Origin of the sequence: Pseudomonas fluorescens, from assembly GCF_001307155.1 — a bacterium.
GTDB lineage: Bacteria > Pseudomonadota > Gammaproteobacteria > Pseudomonadales > Pseudomonadaceae > Aquipseudomonas > Aquipseudomonas helvetica.
The window spans coordinates 1,583,895-1,600,026 of sequence record NZ_CP012830.1 but is presented as its reverse complement, the minus strand read 5'-3'; the positions used below and the strand labels follow the sequence as shown (position 1 = coordinate 1,600,026).

The 16,132-nt window shown below is 60.1% G+C and carries 12 protein-coding genes; 10 read left to right on the top strand and 2 right to left on the bottom strand.

Going from position 1 to position 16,132, the window contains the following annotated elements; translation table 11 throughout:
* Positions 1-111: 111 nt before the first annotated feature.
* Positions 112-1,104: an alpha/beta hydrolase family protein gene (locus AO353_RS07280; RefSeq protein WP_054594305.1), complete on the bottom strand. Its 993-nt coding sequence runs from the start codon at positions 1,102-1,104 to the stop codon at positions 112-114.
* 74 nt (positions 1,105-1,178) lie between these two features.
* On the opposite strand from AO353_RS07280, the gene AO353_RS07275 reads away from it, so the two are divergent.
* The 10 genes from AO353_RS07275 (at position 1,179) to trpE (ending at position 13,726) form a co-directional block, all read left to right on the top strand.
* Positions 1,179-3,569 (top strand): PAS domain-containing sensor histidine kinase, encoded by a 2,391-nt coding sequence (locus AO353_RS07275; RefSeq protein WP_054594304.1) that lies wholly within the window; start codon positions 1,179-1,181, stop codon positions 3,567-3,569.
* An 83-nt stretch (positions 3,570-3,652) separates the two neighbouring features.
* Positions 3,653-4,282: a response regulator transcription factor gene (locus AO353_RS07270; RefSeq protein WP_054598191.1), complete on the top strand. Its 630-nt coding sequence runs from the start codon at positions 3,653-3,655 to the stop codon at positions 4,280-4,282.
* 416 nt (positions 4,283-4,698) lie between these two features.
* Complete coding sequence (locus AO353_RS07265; RefSeq protein WP_054594303.1) at positions 4,699-5,823, top strand: ABC transporter ATP-binding protein; 1,125 nt, start codon at positions 4,699-4,701, stop codon at positions 5,821-5,823.
* 47 nt (positions 5,824-5,870) lie between these two features.
* Positions 5,871-6,911 carry an ABC transporter substrate-binding protein gene (locus AO353_RS07260; protein WP_054594302.1) on the top strand — a complete coding sequence of 347 codons (1,041 nt, stop codon included), beginning with the start codon at positions 5,871-5,873 and terminating at the stop codon, positions 6,909-6,911.
* Between the two features lie 195 nt (positions 6,912-7,106).
* Positions 7,107-8,354, top strand: a complete 1,248-nt coding sequence (locus tag AO353_RS07255) for an ABC transporter permease (protein WP_054594301.1) — start codon at positions 7,107-7,109, stop codon at positions 8,352-8,354.
* Between the two features lie 13 nt (positions 8,355-8,367).
* Positions 8,368-9,192 carry an ABC transporter permease gene (locus tag AO353_RS07250; RefSeq protein WP_054594300.1) on the top strand — a complete coding sequence of 275 codons (825 nt, stop codon included), beginning with the start codon at positions 8,368-8,370 and terminating at the stop codon, positions 9,190-9,192.
* A gap of 257 nt (positions 9,193-9,449) precedes the next feature.
* Positions 9,450-10,598, top strand: coding sequence for an iron-containing alcohol dehydrogenase (locus tag AO353_RS07245; protein ID WP_054594299.1), 1,149 nt, complete (start codon positions 9,450-9,452; stop codon positions 10,596-10,598).
* 92 nt (positions 10,599-10,690) lie between these two features.
* Positions 10,691-11,365: a ribulose-phosphate 3-epimerase gene (rpe, locus tag AO353_RS07240; RefSeq protein WP_019693907.1), complete on the top strand. Its 675-nt coding sequence runs from the start codon at positions 10,691-10,693 to the stop codon at positions 11,363-11,365.
* Positions 11,362-12,180, top strand: coding sequence for a phosphoglycolate phosphatase (locus AO353_RS07235; RefSeq protein ID WP_054594298.1), 819 nt, complete (start codon positions 11,362-11,364; stop codon positions 12,178-12,180). Before rpe ends, AO353_RS07235 begins: the two co-directional genes overlap by 4 nt.
* Positions 12,181-12,250: 70 nt before the next feature.
* Positions 12,251-13,726: an anthranilate synthase component I gene (gene trpE, locus AO353_RS07230; RefSeq protein ID WP_054594297.1), complete on the top strand. Its 1,476-nt coding sequence runs from the start codon at positions 12,251-12,253 to the stop codon at positions 13,724-13,726.
* A 175-nt stretch (positions 13,727-13,901) separates the two neighbouring features.
* Here trpE and estP read toward each other — a convergent pair whose 3' ends face one another.
* Entirely contained in the window at positions 13,902-15,812 is a 1,911-nt protein-coding gene (estP, locus tag AO353_RS07225; protein ID WP_054594296.1) for an esterase EstP, read from the bottom strand.
* Positions 15,813-16,132 lie beyond the last annotated feature (320 nt).

The following is a 16,132-nucleotide window of genomic DNA, read 5'->3' as shown; positions in this document are numbered from 1 at the left end:
GCATTCCGTCAGGGATACCCAATGCGCAGAGTTTGCGACGGCTGCGCAGTCGAGCGGGAGCAAGCTCCTTCGCCACAGTTATAGGTCAGACGATAAATCTGTATCCGCCGATCAACTCCCGGTGTTCTGCGGATTCAACCAGCCGCGCACACGGCGGAACAATTGTTCCTGCTCGGCAGCGCTGTTACCTGGCAAAGTCTTGAGCGCCAGCTGATTGAACGTCGAGGCCTTCAGGCGTTTGCTGGCCTGCAAACGCTCCAGAGCAGCGCTCTGCACCAGTGCCTTGTCCTTGTAGTAGATGTCAAAGGTCGCCAGCTTCAAGGTGGTGGTCAACTCCGCCAGCCCGGGTTTCACTGTCACGGGTGTCTGCGCGGCGACCATCACGAATTTCGCGACTTGCGACGGTTGTTTTTCGCTCAGGTAGCGCGCGGCCCAATAAGCCCCTGTACCGTGACCGAGCAAGACGATGCTGCGAGCATTTTGTTGTTCGGCGAACGCAATGGCTGCGTCGATCCGTGCGTAGATCCGCTCGGCGTCAGCCTTGGCTTGCTCTTCGCTGGTCTCGGCAACTGCGCGATCGGCGATATCTCCTTCACCGCCGGCCACTTGCTCGATGGGGGCCGCGGTGCTGGCGTCTTTGCTGCCGGTCTCGGGTTTGGCAGGCGCGGGTGCGACGTTGACGACGCGCGCTTGCGGGGCATTGCTTTGCAGGTCTGGCAGAGTAAGACTCAGACTGCCCCAGTCGGCATCCGGTAGTTTTTGCCGCAAGGGACTGATCGCTTGAGGCCAATCAGCGGTTTCTCCAGCGCCGGGGATGATAATCACCGCACCTTTTGGGGTGCTGGTATTGGCCGGTTTCCACAGCGCGAGAAAGCTGTCACTGCCGGCCTGCAACGACTGTTGCTCTTGCGTGGGAACCGTTCGTTCGAGAGCGACGGCTTCTTCCTGGCTACGCTCTGGCAGAGGCTGGCGTTCGGCCGGTTTTGCTTCGGCGGGTTTTTCCGCGGTAGCGGATGCCGGGGCGGCAGCCTGAGCTGAAAAGGCACAAGGCAGGATCAGCGACAGGCACAATGCTGGCAGTGCCAAGCGGTAGACAGGGGGCATCGGATATTCCAGGCCAGAAGTAATCCCGGCAGCCTAATGGGTTGGTCAGTATTTGTCAGTGTGTGAGACTTCGGATGATGCGTTTTCGCTGCCTGTTGGTTATCGGCTGTTGCTGGCTTCCCTTGATGGCATGGGCGGCACCGGCGTTGCCTGCGCATGGTGCGCCGTTGAGCGTCGAGCAGCACCAGTGGCTCGCTGAGCACAGCGAACTGCGCGTGGGTGTGGTACTGCAAGCACCTTTTGCACAGTACGACCGGCGCTTGCAGCGGTTGTCTGGAGCCAATATCGAATTGATGCAGTGGCTGGCCCGTTCGCTGAATATCGAGTTCTCGTGGCGCCACTTTCCTGATGTCGCGCAGCTGGAAGAAGCCGTGCGCGAAGGTGAAGTCGACCTCGCGCCGGGTATGACCCAAACCCCCGCCGGCTTGCGTCTATGGCAATTCAGCGACCCGTACATGCGTGTGCCGCAACTGGTGGTTGGCGAACAGAAGGGCGCCGGTGCCATCGAATTGGAAAAAATCGACAGCCTTTCGCGGGTCGCTGTACGCATGCCTGGTGCGATTGCCGACTATCTACGCAACACTTACGGCAATCTCAACTTGCAAGGTGTGCCGACGGAGCGTGAGGCACTGCAACTGCTGCTGGCTCAACAGGCCCGCTACGCTGTCGTTGATGAAGCCCAACTCAGCCGTTTGTCGATCGAACCCGAATTCTCCGGGTTGGTGGTGGTCGGCGATATTGGCCTGCCGCAATTGCTACGGGTGGCGACCCGCCGCGACTGGCCGGAGTTGGCCGGCATCGTCGAAAGCGCCTTGCATGCGATTCCCGCCAAGGATCTTGAGCAGTTGCACGCGAGCTGGCTGCAACCCAAATACCCGCGCCTGACCGAGTCGCCGGGGTTCTGGCAAAACCTTTGCCTGTTGTTGGCTGTGTTGTTCCTCAGCAGCATGGCCATCGTGCTGTGGCAGCGCCGTCAGCAACATACCCTTGAGCAGCGTTTACTGGCGGCCCGCGAAGACATTGCCCTGCGCGAGGCCAGCGAAGAAGCGTTGCGCCTGACGCAGTTTTCGATTGATCAAAGCACGGTCGGGATCCTCTGGGTCAATTGGGACAGTCATGTGCGTTACGCCAACCGTGCGGCGGAGGCGATGCTCGGTTATGCACCGGGTGGCGTCATTGATCGGCCACTGATCGACTTCGAGCCCGGGTTGCACATGGACCGTTGGTTGAGACTGTGGAAGAGTGCCCGGGCCAGCGAAGACGCGCCACAAAGTTTCGAAACCAACTGCGTGCGCGCCGATGGCAGCATTTTGCCGGCCGACGTGTCGTTGAGTTTTCTGCGGTTTCGCGACAGCGAGTATCTGGTCGTTTACCTCAACGACGTTACCGAGCGCCGTCGGGCGTTGGCTGCCTTGCAGGAAAGCGAAGCCCGGTTGCAGGGGATTGCCGCCAACGTGCCGGGCCTGGTCTTTCGCCTGGAACGGGCGCCGGTGACCGGGCAAATCGACTTTGCCTACATCAGCGAGGGCAGCGAGAGCCTGGTGGGCTATTCACCGGCAACTTTGAGCCGTCGCGACATGGGCCTGCGCAGTCTGGTACATCCGGATGACAAGGCGAGTTATCACCAGACCCAGGATTACGCATTGGACACCGACAGTGACTGGTCGTGGCAAGGCCGGATTCTCACTCGCCAGGGCGAGGAGCGCTGGGCCGAGATCAAGGCCATCACGCGCCGGCTCGACGATGGCGCATTCGTCTGGGACGGGATTGTCTGGGACATCAGCGAGAGCAAACGCATCGAGCTGGAACTGGCCAGCTCCCGCGAGCAATTGCGTGAACTGTCTGCGCACCTGGAAAGCGTGCGGGAAGAGGAAAAGGCCCGGATTGCCCGTGAAGTCCACGATGAGTTGGGTCAGATGCTGACGGTGCTGAAGCTGGAAACCTCGATGTGCGAATTGGCCTACGCCGAACTCGATCCGGGCTTGAGTGAGCGTCTCAACAGCATGAAACGCCTGATCGCCCAACTGTTCCAGCTGGTACGGGACGTGGCCACGGCCTTGCGCCCGCCGATTCTCGATGCCGGGATCGCGTCTGCCATCGAGTGGCAGGCCCGGCGTTTCGAAGCGCGCACGCAGATCCCGTGTCTGGTGCAAGTGCCGGATAACCTGCCGACCCTCAGCGATGCCAAGGCGATCGGTCTGTTCCGGATTCTTCAGGAGGCGCTGACCAATGTCATGCGCCATGCGCAGGCGCATACTGTTGAACTGACACTGGTGCAGGAAGGCGACGAGTTGTGCCTGACGGTCAGCGATGATGGCGTAGGCTTTGTCGCCCCCGAAGGCAGGCCGACTTCCTTCGGGGTGGTCGGCATGCGTGAGCGGGTGCTGATCATGGGCGGCCAGTTGTCGCTGGAGAGTGAGCCGGGCGAGGGCACGACCCTGTGCGTATGTGTGCCGCTGGATTGATGAAAGATCGGGGCGTCCCTCTGTAGGAGTTGCCGCAGGCTGCGATCTTTAACGGCGCTCAACCCATCAATGAGGAGAAAAGCGTGATCCGTGTACTGGTAGCCGAAGACCACACCATCGTCCGTGAAGGCATCAAACAGTTGATCGGCCTCGCCAAGGATTTGCTGGTGGTGGGGGAGGCGAGCAATGGCGAGCAACTGCTCGAGACCTTGCGCCACATTCCCTGCGAGGTGGTGTTGCTGGATATCTCCATGCCCGGGGTTAACGGGCTGGAGGCGATTCCGCGGATTCGCGCACTGAACAATCCGCCGGCGATCCTGGTGCTGTCGATGCACGACGAGGCGCAAATGGCGGCTCGTGCACTGAAGGTCGGCGCTGCCGGTTATGCCACCAAGGACAGCGATCCGGCGTTGCTGCTGACGGCGATTCGCAAGGTCGCGGCAGGCGGGCGTTACATCGATCCGGAGCTGGCAGACCGAATGGTTTTCGAGGTCGGCCTGACGGATTCGCGGCCGCTGCATTCATTGCTCTCGGAGCGCGAGTTTTCGGTGTTCGAGCGCTTGGCCCAGGGTGCCAACGTCAATGAGATCGCCCAGCAACTGGCGTTGAGCAGCAAAACCATCAGCACCCACAAGGCGCGGCTGATGCAGAAACTCAACATCACCTCCCTCGCCGAACTGGTGAAGTACGCGATGGAGCACAAGCTCCTCTGACACCACCCCTGATCTGCGTCCACCACACACTCGTAGCAGCTGGCGAAGCCTGCGTTCGGCGGCGAAGCCGTCGCAAATTCTGCAACCGCTTTCTTTCAGGCAGATCGCGTTAACCGGATTACGACTGCTGCGCAGCCGAACGCAGGCTTCGCCAGCTGCTACAGGAACGTGTTGGCATGTCCATTTGCGACATGATGAAAAGCCCGACCCCAGCGGCTTTTGTGGCTTGCAGCCTGATGCTGGCCACTATCGTTTATCGACATACCCAATCCCGCCATCCTTGTAGGGCAATCCCTACACCCAACCTTCCATCCGGCTGAGGCGATTCTCTCCTGCACCCCGATTTGCGCGGTCTGCAGGCTCCACTAGGCTTAGTCCTCAGCAGTCCTACATATAAAGAATACAAAGGTGCAGGTATGAGCGAGGTCGATTCAAGCGCTGGAGCGAATGATGTTCTGGTCAGCTTTCGTGGAGTGCAAAAGAGCTACGACGGCGAGAACCTGATCGTCAAAGACCTCAACCTGGAGATTCGCAAAGGCGAATTCCTCACCTTGCTCGGGCCGTCCGGCTCCGGCAAGACCACCAGTCTGATGATGCTCGCCGGTTTCGAAACGCCGACTGCCGGCGAAATCTTGCTGGCCGGACGTGCGATCAACAACGTGCCGCCGCACAAGCGCGACATCGGCATGGTGTTCCAGAACTATGCATTGTTCCCGCACATGACCGTGGCCGAGAACCTCGCGTTCCCGCTGACTGTTCGTGGCCTGAACAAAAGCGACGTCAGTGACCGGGTCAAGCGCGTGCTGAGCATGGTTCAGCTCGATGCGTTCGCCCAGCGTTATCCGGCGCAACTTTCCGGTGGTCAGCAACAGCGTGTGGCCTTGGCCCGGGCGCTGGTGTTCGAGCCGCAACTGGTGCTGATGGACGAACCGCTGGGTGCACTGGATAAACAGCTGCGTGAACACATGCAGATGGAGATCAAGCACCTGCACCAGCGCCTCGGCGTGACCGTGGTCTACGTGACCCACGACCAGGGTGAAGCCCTGACCATGTCCGATCGCGTGGCGGTCTTCCATCAAGGCGAAATCCAGCAGATCGCGCCACCGCGCGAACTCTATGAAAAGCCGAAAAATACCTTCGTCGCCAACTTTATCGGCGAAAACAACCGTCTCAACGGCCGTTTGCACAGCCACACCGGCGACCGCTGCGTGGTTGAGTTGGGGCGTGGTGAAAAGGTCGAGGCGCTGGCGGTGAATGTCGGCAAGACCGGCGAGCCAGTGACGCTGTCCATTCGTCCGGAGCGCGTGAGCCTTAACGGTTCCAGCGAATCGTGCGTCAACCGCTTCTCGGGAAGGGTGGCGGAATTCATCTATCTGGGCGACCACGTCCGTGTTCGCCTGGAAGTCTGCGGCAAGACCGACTTCTTCGTGAAACAGCCGATCGCCGAGCTCGATCCGGCGCTGGCGGTCGGAGACGTGGTACCGCTTGGCTGGCAGGTCGAACACGTTCGCGCGCTCGACCCACTTCTAGAGGCGAACTGATCGCCCCCGCTTCACCAACACCAACCCGCACGTGGAGAGAACAATAAATGTTGAGATCCCTGAAACTCACAGCACTGGCACTTGGCATGATGGGCGCGGCCCATGCAATGGCCGGCCCCGACCTGACCGTGGTGTCGTTTGGCGGCGCGAACAAGGCGGCGCAGGTCAAGGCCTTCTACGCACCGTGGGAAGCCGCGGGCAACGGCAAGATTGTCGCCGGTGAATACAACGGTGAGATGGCCAAGGTCAAAGCCATGGTCGACACCAAGAGCGTGTCCTGGGATCTGGTAGAGGTTGAATCGCCAGAACTGTCCCGTGGTTGTGACGAAGACATGTTCGAGCCGCTTGACCCGGCACTGTTCGGCAAGTCCGAAGACTACGTGAAGGGTGCCATCCAGCCATGCGGCGTGGGTTTCTTCGTGTGGTCGACCGTGTTGGCCTACAACGCCGACAAACTGGCAAGCGCTCCGACCAGTTGGGTGGATTTCTGGGACACCAAGAAATTCCCGGGCAAACGCGGCCTGCGTAAAGGCGCCAAGTACACCCTGGAATTCGCCTTGATGGCCGATGGCGTTGCGCCGAAAGATGTCTACAAAGTGCTGGCCAGCAAGGACGGTCAGGACCGCGCCTTCAAGAAACTCGATGAGCTCAAGCCAAGCATTCAATGGTGGGAAGCCGGCGCTCAGCCGCCGCAGTACCTGGCTTCCGGCGACGTGGTCATGAGCTCGGCCTACAACGGCCGGATCGCTGCCGTGCAGAAAGAAAGCAACCTGAAAGTGGTATGGAACGGCGGCATCTACGACTTCGACGCCTGGGCGATTCCAAAAGGCCTGGATAAAACCCGTGCCGCCGCCGCGAAGAAATTCATCGCGTACTCGGTCATGCCGCAACAGCAGAAAACCTACTCGGAAAACATCGCCTACGGCCCGGCCAATACCCAAGCCGTACCGCTGTTGTCCAAAGAGATTCTGAAAGACATGCCGACCACCCCGGAAAACATCGCCAACCAGGTGCAGATCGACGTCAGCTTCTGGGCTGACAACGGTGAGCAACTGGAACAGCGCTTCAACTCGTGGGCTGCGAAGTAAGCAGAGGGCTCGCCCTCCTGTGAGGGCGGGCTTTGTGGCGAGGGAGCTTGCTCCCGCTTGAGTGCGCAGCACTCACAAAATTGGTAGTTGTTAACAGAATTTTGGGGCCGCTTCGCAGCCCGGCGCGAGCAAGCTCGCTCGCCACAAAAGCTCGCTCCCACATTAACGATTGATCGAAGAATTTCGGAGTTCGCCATGGCCATCGCCGTTCCCCTGAACGAGGGCACCAATCGCACCTTGAAGCAGCGCCTTGCGCATGCCGAACGGGTCAACCGCTGGAAGGCCCAGGCCCTGATCGCGCCGTTGGTGCTGTTTCTGTTGTTGGTGTTTCTGGTGCCGATCGTGGCGCTGCTCTACAAAAGTGTCAGTAACCCGGAAGTGGTCGGCGGGATGCCGCGCACCGTGGCTGCCATTGCGACCTGGGATGGCCGAGGCTTGCCGGCAGATCCGGTCTTCAAGGCTGCCAGCGAAGACCTTCTTGAGGCCCGCAAAAATCAAAGCCTGGGCGATCTGTCCAAGCGACTGAATATGGAGTTGGCCGGCTATCGCAGCCTGCTGACCAAAACCGCGCGAGCGCTGCCGTTCAAAACCGAGCCGGCCTCCTATAAAGATGCACTCGAAGCGCTGGATGAACGTTGGGGCGACCCGGCCTACTGGCAAGCGGTACGCCGTAACACCAGCAGCATCACGCCGTATTACTTGCTGGCAGCGGTCGACCACCGGATCGACGACCTCGGCGAAATTGCCCCGGCGACCCCTGATCAGGCGATCTACCTCGAGATTTTTGCCCGGACCTTCTGGATGGGCCTGGTCATTACCGCGATCTGCCTGGTGCTCGCCTATCCGTTGGCGTATCTGCTGGCCAACCTGCCGTCACGTCAAAGCAACCTGCTGATGATTCTGGTGTTGTTGCCGTTCTGGACCTCGATTCTGGTGCGGGTGGCGGCGTGGATTGTCTTGTTGCAATCGGGCGGGCTGATCAACAGCGCATTGATGGCCATGGGCATCATCGATAAGCCGCTGGCACTGGTGTTCAACCGCACCGGGGTTTACATCTCGATGGTGCACATCCTGCTGCCGTTCATGATCTTGCCGATCTACAGTGTGATGAAAGGCATCTCGCCAACCTACATGCGTGCGGCGATTTCCCTGGGTTGCCATCCGTTCGCCAGCTTCTGGCGAGTGTATTTCCCGCAGACTTATGCCGGTGTCGGCGCTGGTTGCCTGTTGGTGTTCATCCTGGCGATTGGTTACTACATCACCCCGGCGCTGCTTGGCAGCCCGAACGATCAGATGGTCAGTTACTTCGTCGCCTTCTACACCAATACCAGCATCAACTGGGGCATGGCGACCGCACTCGGAGGGCTGCTGCTGTTGGCGACTGTCGTGCTCTATCTGATTTACAGCTGGCTGGTAGGCGCAAGCCGCCTGCGCTTGAGCTAAGGGGAGAATCGAAATGCTGAGTCCTTATGTGTCGCCCATCGAACGGGTATGGTTCTACAGCTTGCGCATTCTCTGCGGGCTGATCCTGTTGTTCCTTATCCTGCCGGTGCTGGTGATCATCCCGCTGTCGTTCAACTCGGGGAGTTTTCTGGTCTACCCGTTGCAGGGGTTCTCGCTGCACTGGTACCAGGACTTTTTCGCCTCGGCCGAATGGATGCGTTCGCTGAAGAACAGCATGATCGTCGCCCCGGCGGCGACGGTGTTGGCGATGGTCTTCGGCACGCTGGCGGCGATTGGCCTGACCCGTGGTGATTTCCCCGGCAAGGCGCTGGTGATGGCGCTGGTGATCTCGCCGATGGTCGTGCCGGTGGTGATCATCGGTGTGGCCAGCTACCTGGCCTTCGCGCCGCTGGGATTCGGCAACAGCTTTGTCTCGCTGATCGTCGTGCATGCGGTGCTGGGTGTGCCGTTCGTGATCATTACCGTATCGGCGACGTTGCAAGGCTTTAACCAGAACCTGGTGCGTGCTGCCGCCAGCCTGGGGGCTTCGCCACTCACGGCGTTCCGCCGCGTGACCTTGCCGTTGATTGCACCGGGGGTGATTTCCGGGGCGCTGTTTGCCTTCGCGACATCGTTCGATGAGGTGGTCGTCACGTTGTTCCTTGCCGGCCCTCAACAGGCGACATTGCCACGGCAGATGTTCAGCGGCATCCGCGAAAACCTCAGCCCGACCATCGCCGCCGCGGCAACGCTGCTGATCGCCTTCTCGGTGTTCCTGCTGCTGACCCTGGAATGGCTACGTGGCCGCAGCGAGAAACTGCGTACCGCACAGGTGTAAGGATCTGCTTTAGTGGCGAGGGAGCTTGCTCCTGCTGGCTGCGGAGCAGCCCCAAAAGCAACCGCTACGGTTCATCAGAAAGTCCGCGTTGGCAGGCTTTACGACTGCTGCGCCCGAGCGCGGACCGGCCGACGGGAGCAAGCTCCCTCGCCACAGGTTTTAGGAGTAACCCGCTCTTTCATTCGCGCAATAACAGACAAACCCCAATCCCCAGCTACTATTGTGCCCAGCTCCCCTATTCATAAGAGGCTGCGCACATGAGTATTTCCTCTTTCAAAATTGCTCACAAACTGCTCACCGGTGCAGGCGCCATCGAGCAGTTGGCCGCCGAGCTGACCCGTCTGGATGTCGATAACCCACTGATTGTCACCGACGCCGCGCTGGTCAAGTCAGGCACGGTGGAGCTGGCGCTGGCGCAACTGGGGGGACGTACTTACGAGATTTTCGATCGGGTGTTGCCCGACCCGGAAATCGCCATCGTTGAAGACTGCATGCGCGTCTACCGCGAAGGCGGGCATGACGGCCTGATCGGACTCGGCGGCGGCAGCGCCATCGACATCGCCAAAAGTGTTGCAGCCTATGCCGGTTACCACGGCGCGCTCGAAGACTTGTTTGGTATCGATCAGGTGCCGCGCAAAGGCCCACCGCTGATTGCGATTCCGACCACCGCCGGCACCGGTTCGGAAGTCACCAACGTGGCGATACTGTCCGACAGGGTCGCGCAGCTGAAGAAAGGCATCATCAGTGATTATCTGTTGCCGGACGTGGCGCTGGTCAGCCCGCAAATGACCCTGACGTGCCCGCGCAGCGTGACGGCCGCCAGTGGCGTCGATGCGCTGGTGCACGCTGTCGAATCCTACCTGTCGCTCAACGCCTCGCCGATCACCGACGCACTGGCCATCGGCGCTATCAAGCTGATCATCAAGGCATTGCCCAAGGCCTACACCAATCCTTCGAACCTGCAGGCCCGTGAAGACATGGCCACCGCCAGCCTGATGGCCGGCATGGCGTTCGGTAACGCCGGGGTCGGCGCGGTGCACGCCTTGGCGTATCCGCTGGGCGGACGCTTCAACGTGACGCACGGTGTCAGCAACGCCTTGCTGCTTCCGTATGTCATGGCCTGGAACAAAATGGCGTGCATCGAGCGTATGCAGGATATCGCCGAGGCGCTTGGGGTGAAAACGGCGCAGTTGAGCGCTGAAGAGGCGGCAGATAAAGCGGTCGAGGCCATGGCGCGACTCTGTGCCGCAGTGGAAATCCCCCAAGGCCTGCATAGCCTCGGCATACCAGAAGATGCAATCCCGGCGATGGCTGTGGAGGCCGCAGGAATAGAGCGATTGATGCGCAACAACCCGCGTAAATTGAGCACCGCCGATATCGAGAAGATCTATCGAGCGGCCTACTAGGACCAGACCCAATCATCGCGGTCACGGTGCGCGCGTCAAAGCATGAGGTATACAATGCGCGCCATCGTGATTCTGCTCAAAAAAGGTGCGTCATGCAGCCCTTCGCTATTGCTCCGTCGATTCTCTCCGCTGATTTCGCCCGTCTGGGCGAGGAAGTAGACAACGTTCTGGCCGCTGGCGCCGACATCGTTCACTTTGATGTCATGGACAACCACTACGTGCCAAACCTGACCATCGGGCCGATGGTTTGCTCGGCATTGCGCAAATACGGCATCACCGCGCCCATCGACGCTCACCTGATGGTCAGCCCGGTAGACCGCATCATTGGCGACTTCATCGACGCCGGCGCGACCTACATCACCTTCCACCCGGAAGCCACGCTGCATGTCGACCGTTCCCTGCAAATGATCCGCGAAGGCGGTTGCAAGGCGGGCCTGGTGTTCAACCCGGCGACCCCGCTGGACGTGCTCAAGTACGTGATGGATAAGGTCGACATGATCCTGCTGATGAGCGTCAACCCGGGCTTCGGCGGGCAGAAGTTCATTCCCGGCACTCTCGACAAGTTGCGTGAAGCGCGCGCGCTGATCGATGCCTCGGGCCGTGACATTCGTCTGGAAATCGACGGTGGCGTGAATGTGAACAACATCCGTGAAATCGCCGCCGCTGGCGCTGACACCTTCGTCGCCGGTTCGGCCATCTTCAATGCGCCGAACTACCAGGAAGTGATTGAAAAGATGCGCTCCGAACTGGCGCTGGCTCGCCCATGAGTGGTTTTGAGCAGTTGTTCCCGGGGCGTCTGCCGCGGCTGGTGATGTTCGATCTGGATGGCACGTTGATCGATTCGGTGCCGGACCTCGCAGTGGCTGTGGATAACATGCTGCTCAAACTCGGGCGTGCCCCGGCAGGTCTCGACGCGGTGCGCGAATGGGTGGGCAACGGTGCGCCGGTGCTGGTCCGTCGTGCACTGGCGGGCAATATCGATCACGCAAGTGTCGATGATGTCGAGGCCGAGCACGCGCTGGAGATCTTCATGGAAGCCTACGCGGACGGCCATGAACTGACGGTGGTTTACCCAGGTGTACGCGACACCCTGAAGTGGTTGCACAAGCAGGGCGTCGAAATGGCGCTAATCACCAACAAGCCGGAGCGCTTCGTCGCGCCGTTGCTGGATCAGCTGAAAATCGGCCGCTACTTCCGCTGGATCATCGGCGGCGACACCCTGCCGCAGAAAAAGCCTGACCCGGCGGCGCTGTTTTTCGTGATGAAAATGGCCAATATTCCGGCCTCGCAATCGTTGTTTGTCGGTGACTCGCGCAGCGACGTGCTCGCGGCCAAGGCGGCCGGCGTGAAGTGCGTAGCCCTGAGCTATGGCTATAACCATGGCCGGCCGATTGCCGAAGAGTCCCCGGCGCTGGTGATTGACGATCTGCGCAAGCTAATTCCCGGTTGCCTGGATCCAGCCGCTGAGATAACGTTGGCCGACGCTGTTCAATCCCCTCCTGGAAACTCCATCGTGGTGGTCACTCGCAAACTCTGGATGAAAGTCATCAAGGCCCTGGCCCGCTGGCGTTGGCGCGCCTGACTCGATCCTGGCCGGCTATCCGGCGCGTTTGCACACCTGACTGTTAGACCCTCACGCCACGAGGCACCTCATGATCCGCGAAGAATTCCTGCGTTTGGCCGCTGCCGGCTACAACCGCATCCCGCTTGCCTGCGAAACCCTTGCCGACTTCGACACGCCGTTGTCGATCTACCTGAAACTGGCCGACGAGCCCAATTCCTATCTGCTGGAGTCGGTGCAGGGCGGTGAGAAATGGGGCCGTTACTCGATCATCGGGCTGCCGTGCCGTACGGTGCTGCGGGTGCATGATCATCACGTCAGCGTGACGGTCGATGGCGCCGAGGTAGAAAGCCACGAGGTTGAAGACCCGCTGGCCTTCGTCGAAACCTTCAAAGCGCGCTACAACGTGCCGACCATCGCCGGTCTGCCACGCTTCAACGGCGGGCTGGTGGGCTACTTCGGTTATGACTGCGTGCGTTACGTGGAGAAGCGTCTGGGCAAGTGCCCGAACCCGGATCCGCTGGGCGTGCCGGACATTTTGCTGATGGTCTCCGATGCGGTGGTGGTGTTCGATAACCTGGCCGGCAAGATGCACGCCATCGTGCTGGCCGACCCGTCGCAGGACAACGCCTTCGAGCAAGGTCAGGCGCGTCTGGAAGAGCTGCTGGAAAAACTCCGTCAGCCAATCACTCCGCGTCGCGGCCTGGACTTCAGCAAGCAACAAGCGGCTGATCCGGTGTTCCGTTCCAGTTTCACCCAAGACGATTACGAGCGGGCGGTGGACACCATCAAGGAGTACATCCTCGCCGGTGACTGCATGCAGGTGGTGCCATCGCAACGGATGTCCATCGACTTCAAGGCCGCGCCGATAGATCTGTACCGGGCGCTGCGCTGCTTCAACCCGACGCCGTATATGTACTTCTTCAACTTTGGCGACTTCCATGTCGTTGGCAGTTCGCCGGAAGTGCTGGTGCGAGTCGAAGACAACCTGATCACCGTGCGCCCGATCGCCGGCACCCGCCCGCGCGGTGCCAACGAGGAAGCCGACCGGGCGCTTGAAGAAGACCTGCTGTCGGACGACAAGGAAATCGCCGAGCACCTGATGCTGATCGACCTCGGCCGCAACGACACCGGTCGCGTGTCGGAAATCGGTTCGGTGAAACTCACCGAGAAAATGGTCATCGAGCGTTATTCCAACGTGATGCACATCGTCTCCAACGTCACCGGCCAGTTGAAAGCCGGCCTGACAGCGATGGACGCACTGCGGGCGATTCTGCCGGCAGGTACGTTGTCGGGTGCGCCGAAGATTCGCGCAATGGAAATCATCGACGAACTGGAACCGGTCAAGCGTGGCGTCTACGGTGGTGCGGTCGGTTACTTCGCCTGGAACGGCAACATGGACACCGCGATTGCAATCCGCACTGCGGTGATCAAGAACGGCGAACTGCATGTGCAGGCCGGTGGTGGCATCGTGGCTGATTCGGTGCCTGCGCTCGAATGGGAAGAAACCCTGAACAAGCGCCGCGCGATGTTCCGCGCCGTGGCCCTGGCCGAGCAAACCCCATAAGACTGAGCTGTAACGAAGGCGCTTGTTGTGGCGAGGGAGCTTGCTCCCGCTGGCCTGCGTAGCAGGCCCCTTCATGGCGACTGCTTCGCAGCCGAGCGCGAGCAAGCCACTTCAGAGAGCCCCCCAAAAATAACGCTGCCCCCGTGAGGAGGCAGCGTTTTTTATGGCCTGCGGTTTAGAAGTCCAGGCTGACACCCACGTTGATGCCTTGTTGGGTGAAGTCGTCATCCTTGCGAATGTTGTAGCTGGCACGTAGCGCCAGGTCTGGAGTCAACTTCTGGCTCACGCCCAGGTTCAGGCGGTTCAGGTTGGTTTGCGGGGTGTAGCCCTGCAGGGTGAAATGGTTGTCGGGCAGGCTGTTGAGGTTCATGGTCAGGTCCTGGGCGTCGTCCTTATATTCGCGTTCGTGGGCGAACTCGCCGAACACCTGAGTTTGCGAGGTGATCTGATACTTGCCCTGCAAACCGACGCCGAGGCGCTTCGAGGTGCGCTTCTGGTCACCGAAGGTCAGTGCCGTGGAGTCGTTGCCGTTCTCCGAGTAACCGTCGACTTGCACCTTGGCGTAGTCGGCGCTGATAAATGGCGACAAGTGCCACGGGCTGCTTGCCTGCTGCGCGATGTCGTAACCCAGGCGACCGGTGACCGCCAGCACCGTGCCATTGGTACTGCCTTTCTCCCCGCGTTCGTTGACGCCCAGGTCGAACTTGCGTTTGAGACTGTCGTAGTCCAGATGCCCAGCCGTCATTGCCGCGTCAGCCCACCAGCGATTTTGCTGATATTGAGCGAACGCCGTACCCATGTACGTGTTGAGTTTGTACTGCGAGTTGTCGTTGCCCGCTTCCAGCTTCTGACGATAGAAACCGGCAGCCACGCCAACACGCCAGGCCTCGTCGAGACGATAGCTGCCGCCAATGTTCAGGTTGTAGCCGTTGCCATCGGCACTGGCTGCACTGCGTTGATCATCAAAATTGAGGTGCTGACCGCCACCGGCGACAATCGCACGCCACTGACCGACGTTTTGCCAGTTTTCCCAGTCGGATTGCCATTGGTTGCGCAGTTCATCCTGATGCGCGCGCAGGGTGGCATGGGCCATTTCCGGTAACAGCGTCATCTCCCAGGGGGCTGCCAGTATGGAATACGCGTAATCGGCGATCAGGCGTTGCCCGGTTTCGGTCGGGTGCACCGAGTCGTTGTAGATCAGCTTGGTCGGGTCCGGCGTGGCGCTGTTGATCCCGTACCGGGCGTTTTCCGTACAGCTGTCACCGCTGAAGCAGGTTGCGGTGAGGTTCTGGTCGGTGGCCAGGCCAAATTGCGCCGGGTTGGCGAAGGTCTCTTTGAGCAGCACCGGAATATTCAACGGGATGACTTCGGCATTGACGTGCTGCAACTGGCTGACCAGTTCAGTGTTGAACTGGGCGCTGAGCTGGGAGGTAAAGGCCTGCAACGGGCTGCCATTGATCGCCGGGGTCAGCCCGATATCTGGCAGTAGCCAGACCATGATGTATTTGGCGCCGGCCTGTTGCAGCGTTTGCACACTGCTGACCAGCCGATCGGCTGCGGCATTGGCCTGATCAAGACTCGTTACCCGGCCCTGGAGGAAGTCATTGCCGCCACCGGAGAGGTAATAGAGCGCGTTCGGGTCAGCGCGAAAGTTGTTGCTCGGCAGATAACCGGGCCGACTGCGCTCACCAGTGTCCGATATGGTGGTGATCGAGTCGAGGATCTGATCGGTACGGTATCCACCTACCGCCCAGTTGTTACCGTCTGGCAGGCCTTCACTGGCGCGGACCGCCGAGGTCGAAGCGGCCGTTTGATCGGGTGAAAACCCCAGTTTCCCCCCCAGTAACTGCGTCGAGTTGGTGGCGCGAACCTCGCCGTTGCCATCCTTGTAGGTCGGTCCGACGCGGTTGGTGAACCGCTCGGTTGCGCCTGCGGGGCCGCCTGTATCGGTAAATTGCCCGGCGTCGTTCAGGCTGTCGCCAAAGACAATGAATTTCGTATAGGGAGCGGGGGCCGCAATCGCCTGGGCGCAGGCCATTGCAAGAACACAACTGGCGAGCGGTACAAACATCGTCTGTTTGATCATGAGCAAGTCCATTTATTTTATTGTTGTAGTGAACGGAACGACAGTACCAAAAACTTTCGCGTTTTAGCTATGGCTAAAGGCTGCATCGATTGCTTGCTCTGCGCCATATTGCACCCTCTGCTCAGCTAAGTTACTGTGCGGGAACGTATGAATGAGACCTTTCCCGTGTTGATCGTCAGCAAACTCTTGGATCAAGTCATCAAGGCCCACGCCCGTTGGCGTTGGCGCGCCTGAACTTTCTCTGCCGGCCCGGCCGGACCTGTGCCTGTTTGCCTTCTTTACCCGTATGAAATGCCGCTTTTGCCGGTTCCATTCCAGCA

Bases quoted from the DNA above. Each gene is read 5' to 3' on its own strand.
- AO353_RS07255 (WP_054594301.1), top strand. From the start codon at position 7,107: ATGGCCATCGCCGTTCCCCTGAACGAGGGCACCAATCGCACCTTGAAG.
- AO353_RS07250 (WP_054594300.1), top strand. From the start codon at position 8,368: ATGCTGAGTCCTTATGTGTCGCCCATCGAACGGGTATGGTTCTACAGC.
- AO353_RS07245 (WP_054594299.1), top strand. From the start codon at position 9,450: ATGAGTATTTCCTCTTTCAAAATTGCTCACAAACTGCTCACCGGTGCA.
- AO353_RS07275 (WP_054594304.1), top strand. From the start codon at position 1,179: ATGATGCGTTTTCGCTGCCTGTTGGTTATCGGCTGTTGCTGGCTTCCC.
- trpE (WP_054594297.1), top strand. From the start codon at position 12,251: ATGATCCGCGAAGAATTCCTGCGTTTGGCCGCTGCCGGCTACAACCGC.
- AO353_RS07235 (WP_054594298.1), top strand. From the start codon at position 11,362: ATGAGTGGTTTTGAGCAGTTGTTCCCGGGGCGTCTGCCGCGGCTGGTG.
- AO353_RS07260 (WP_054594302.1), top strand. From the start codon at position 5,871: ATGTTGAGATCCCTGAAACTCACAGCACTGGCACTTGGCATGATGGGC.
- rpe (WP_019693907.1), top strand. From the start codon at position 10,691: ATGCAGCCCTTCGCTATTGCTCCGTCGATTCTCTCCGCTGATTTCGCC.
- AO353_RS07280 (WP_054594305.1), bottom strand. From the start codon at position 1,104: ATGCCCCCTGTCTACCGCTTGGCACTGCCAGCATTGTGCCTGTCGCTG.
- AO353_RS07265 (WP_054594303.1), top strand. From the start codon at position 4,699: ATGAGCGAGGTCGATTCAAGCGCTGGAGCGAATGATGTTCTGGTCAGC.
- estP (WP_054594296.1), bottom strand. From the start codon at position 15,812: ATGATCAAACAGACGATGTTTGTACCGCTCGCCAGTTGTGTTCTTGCA.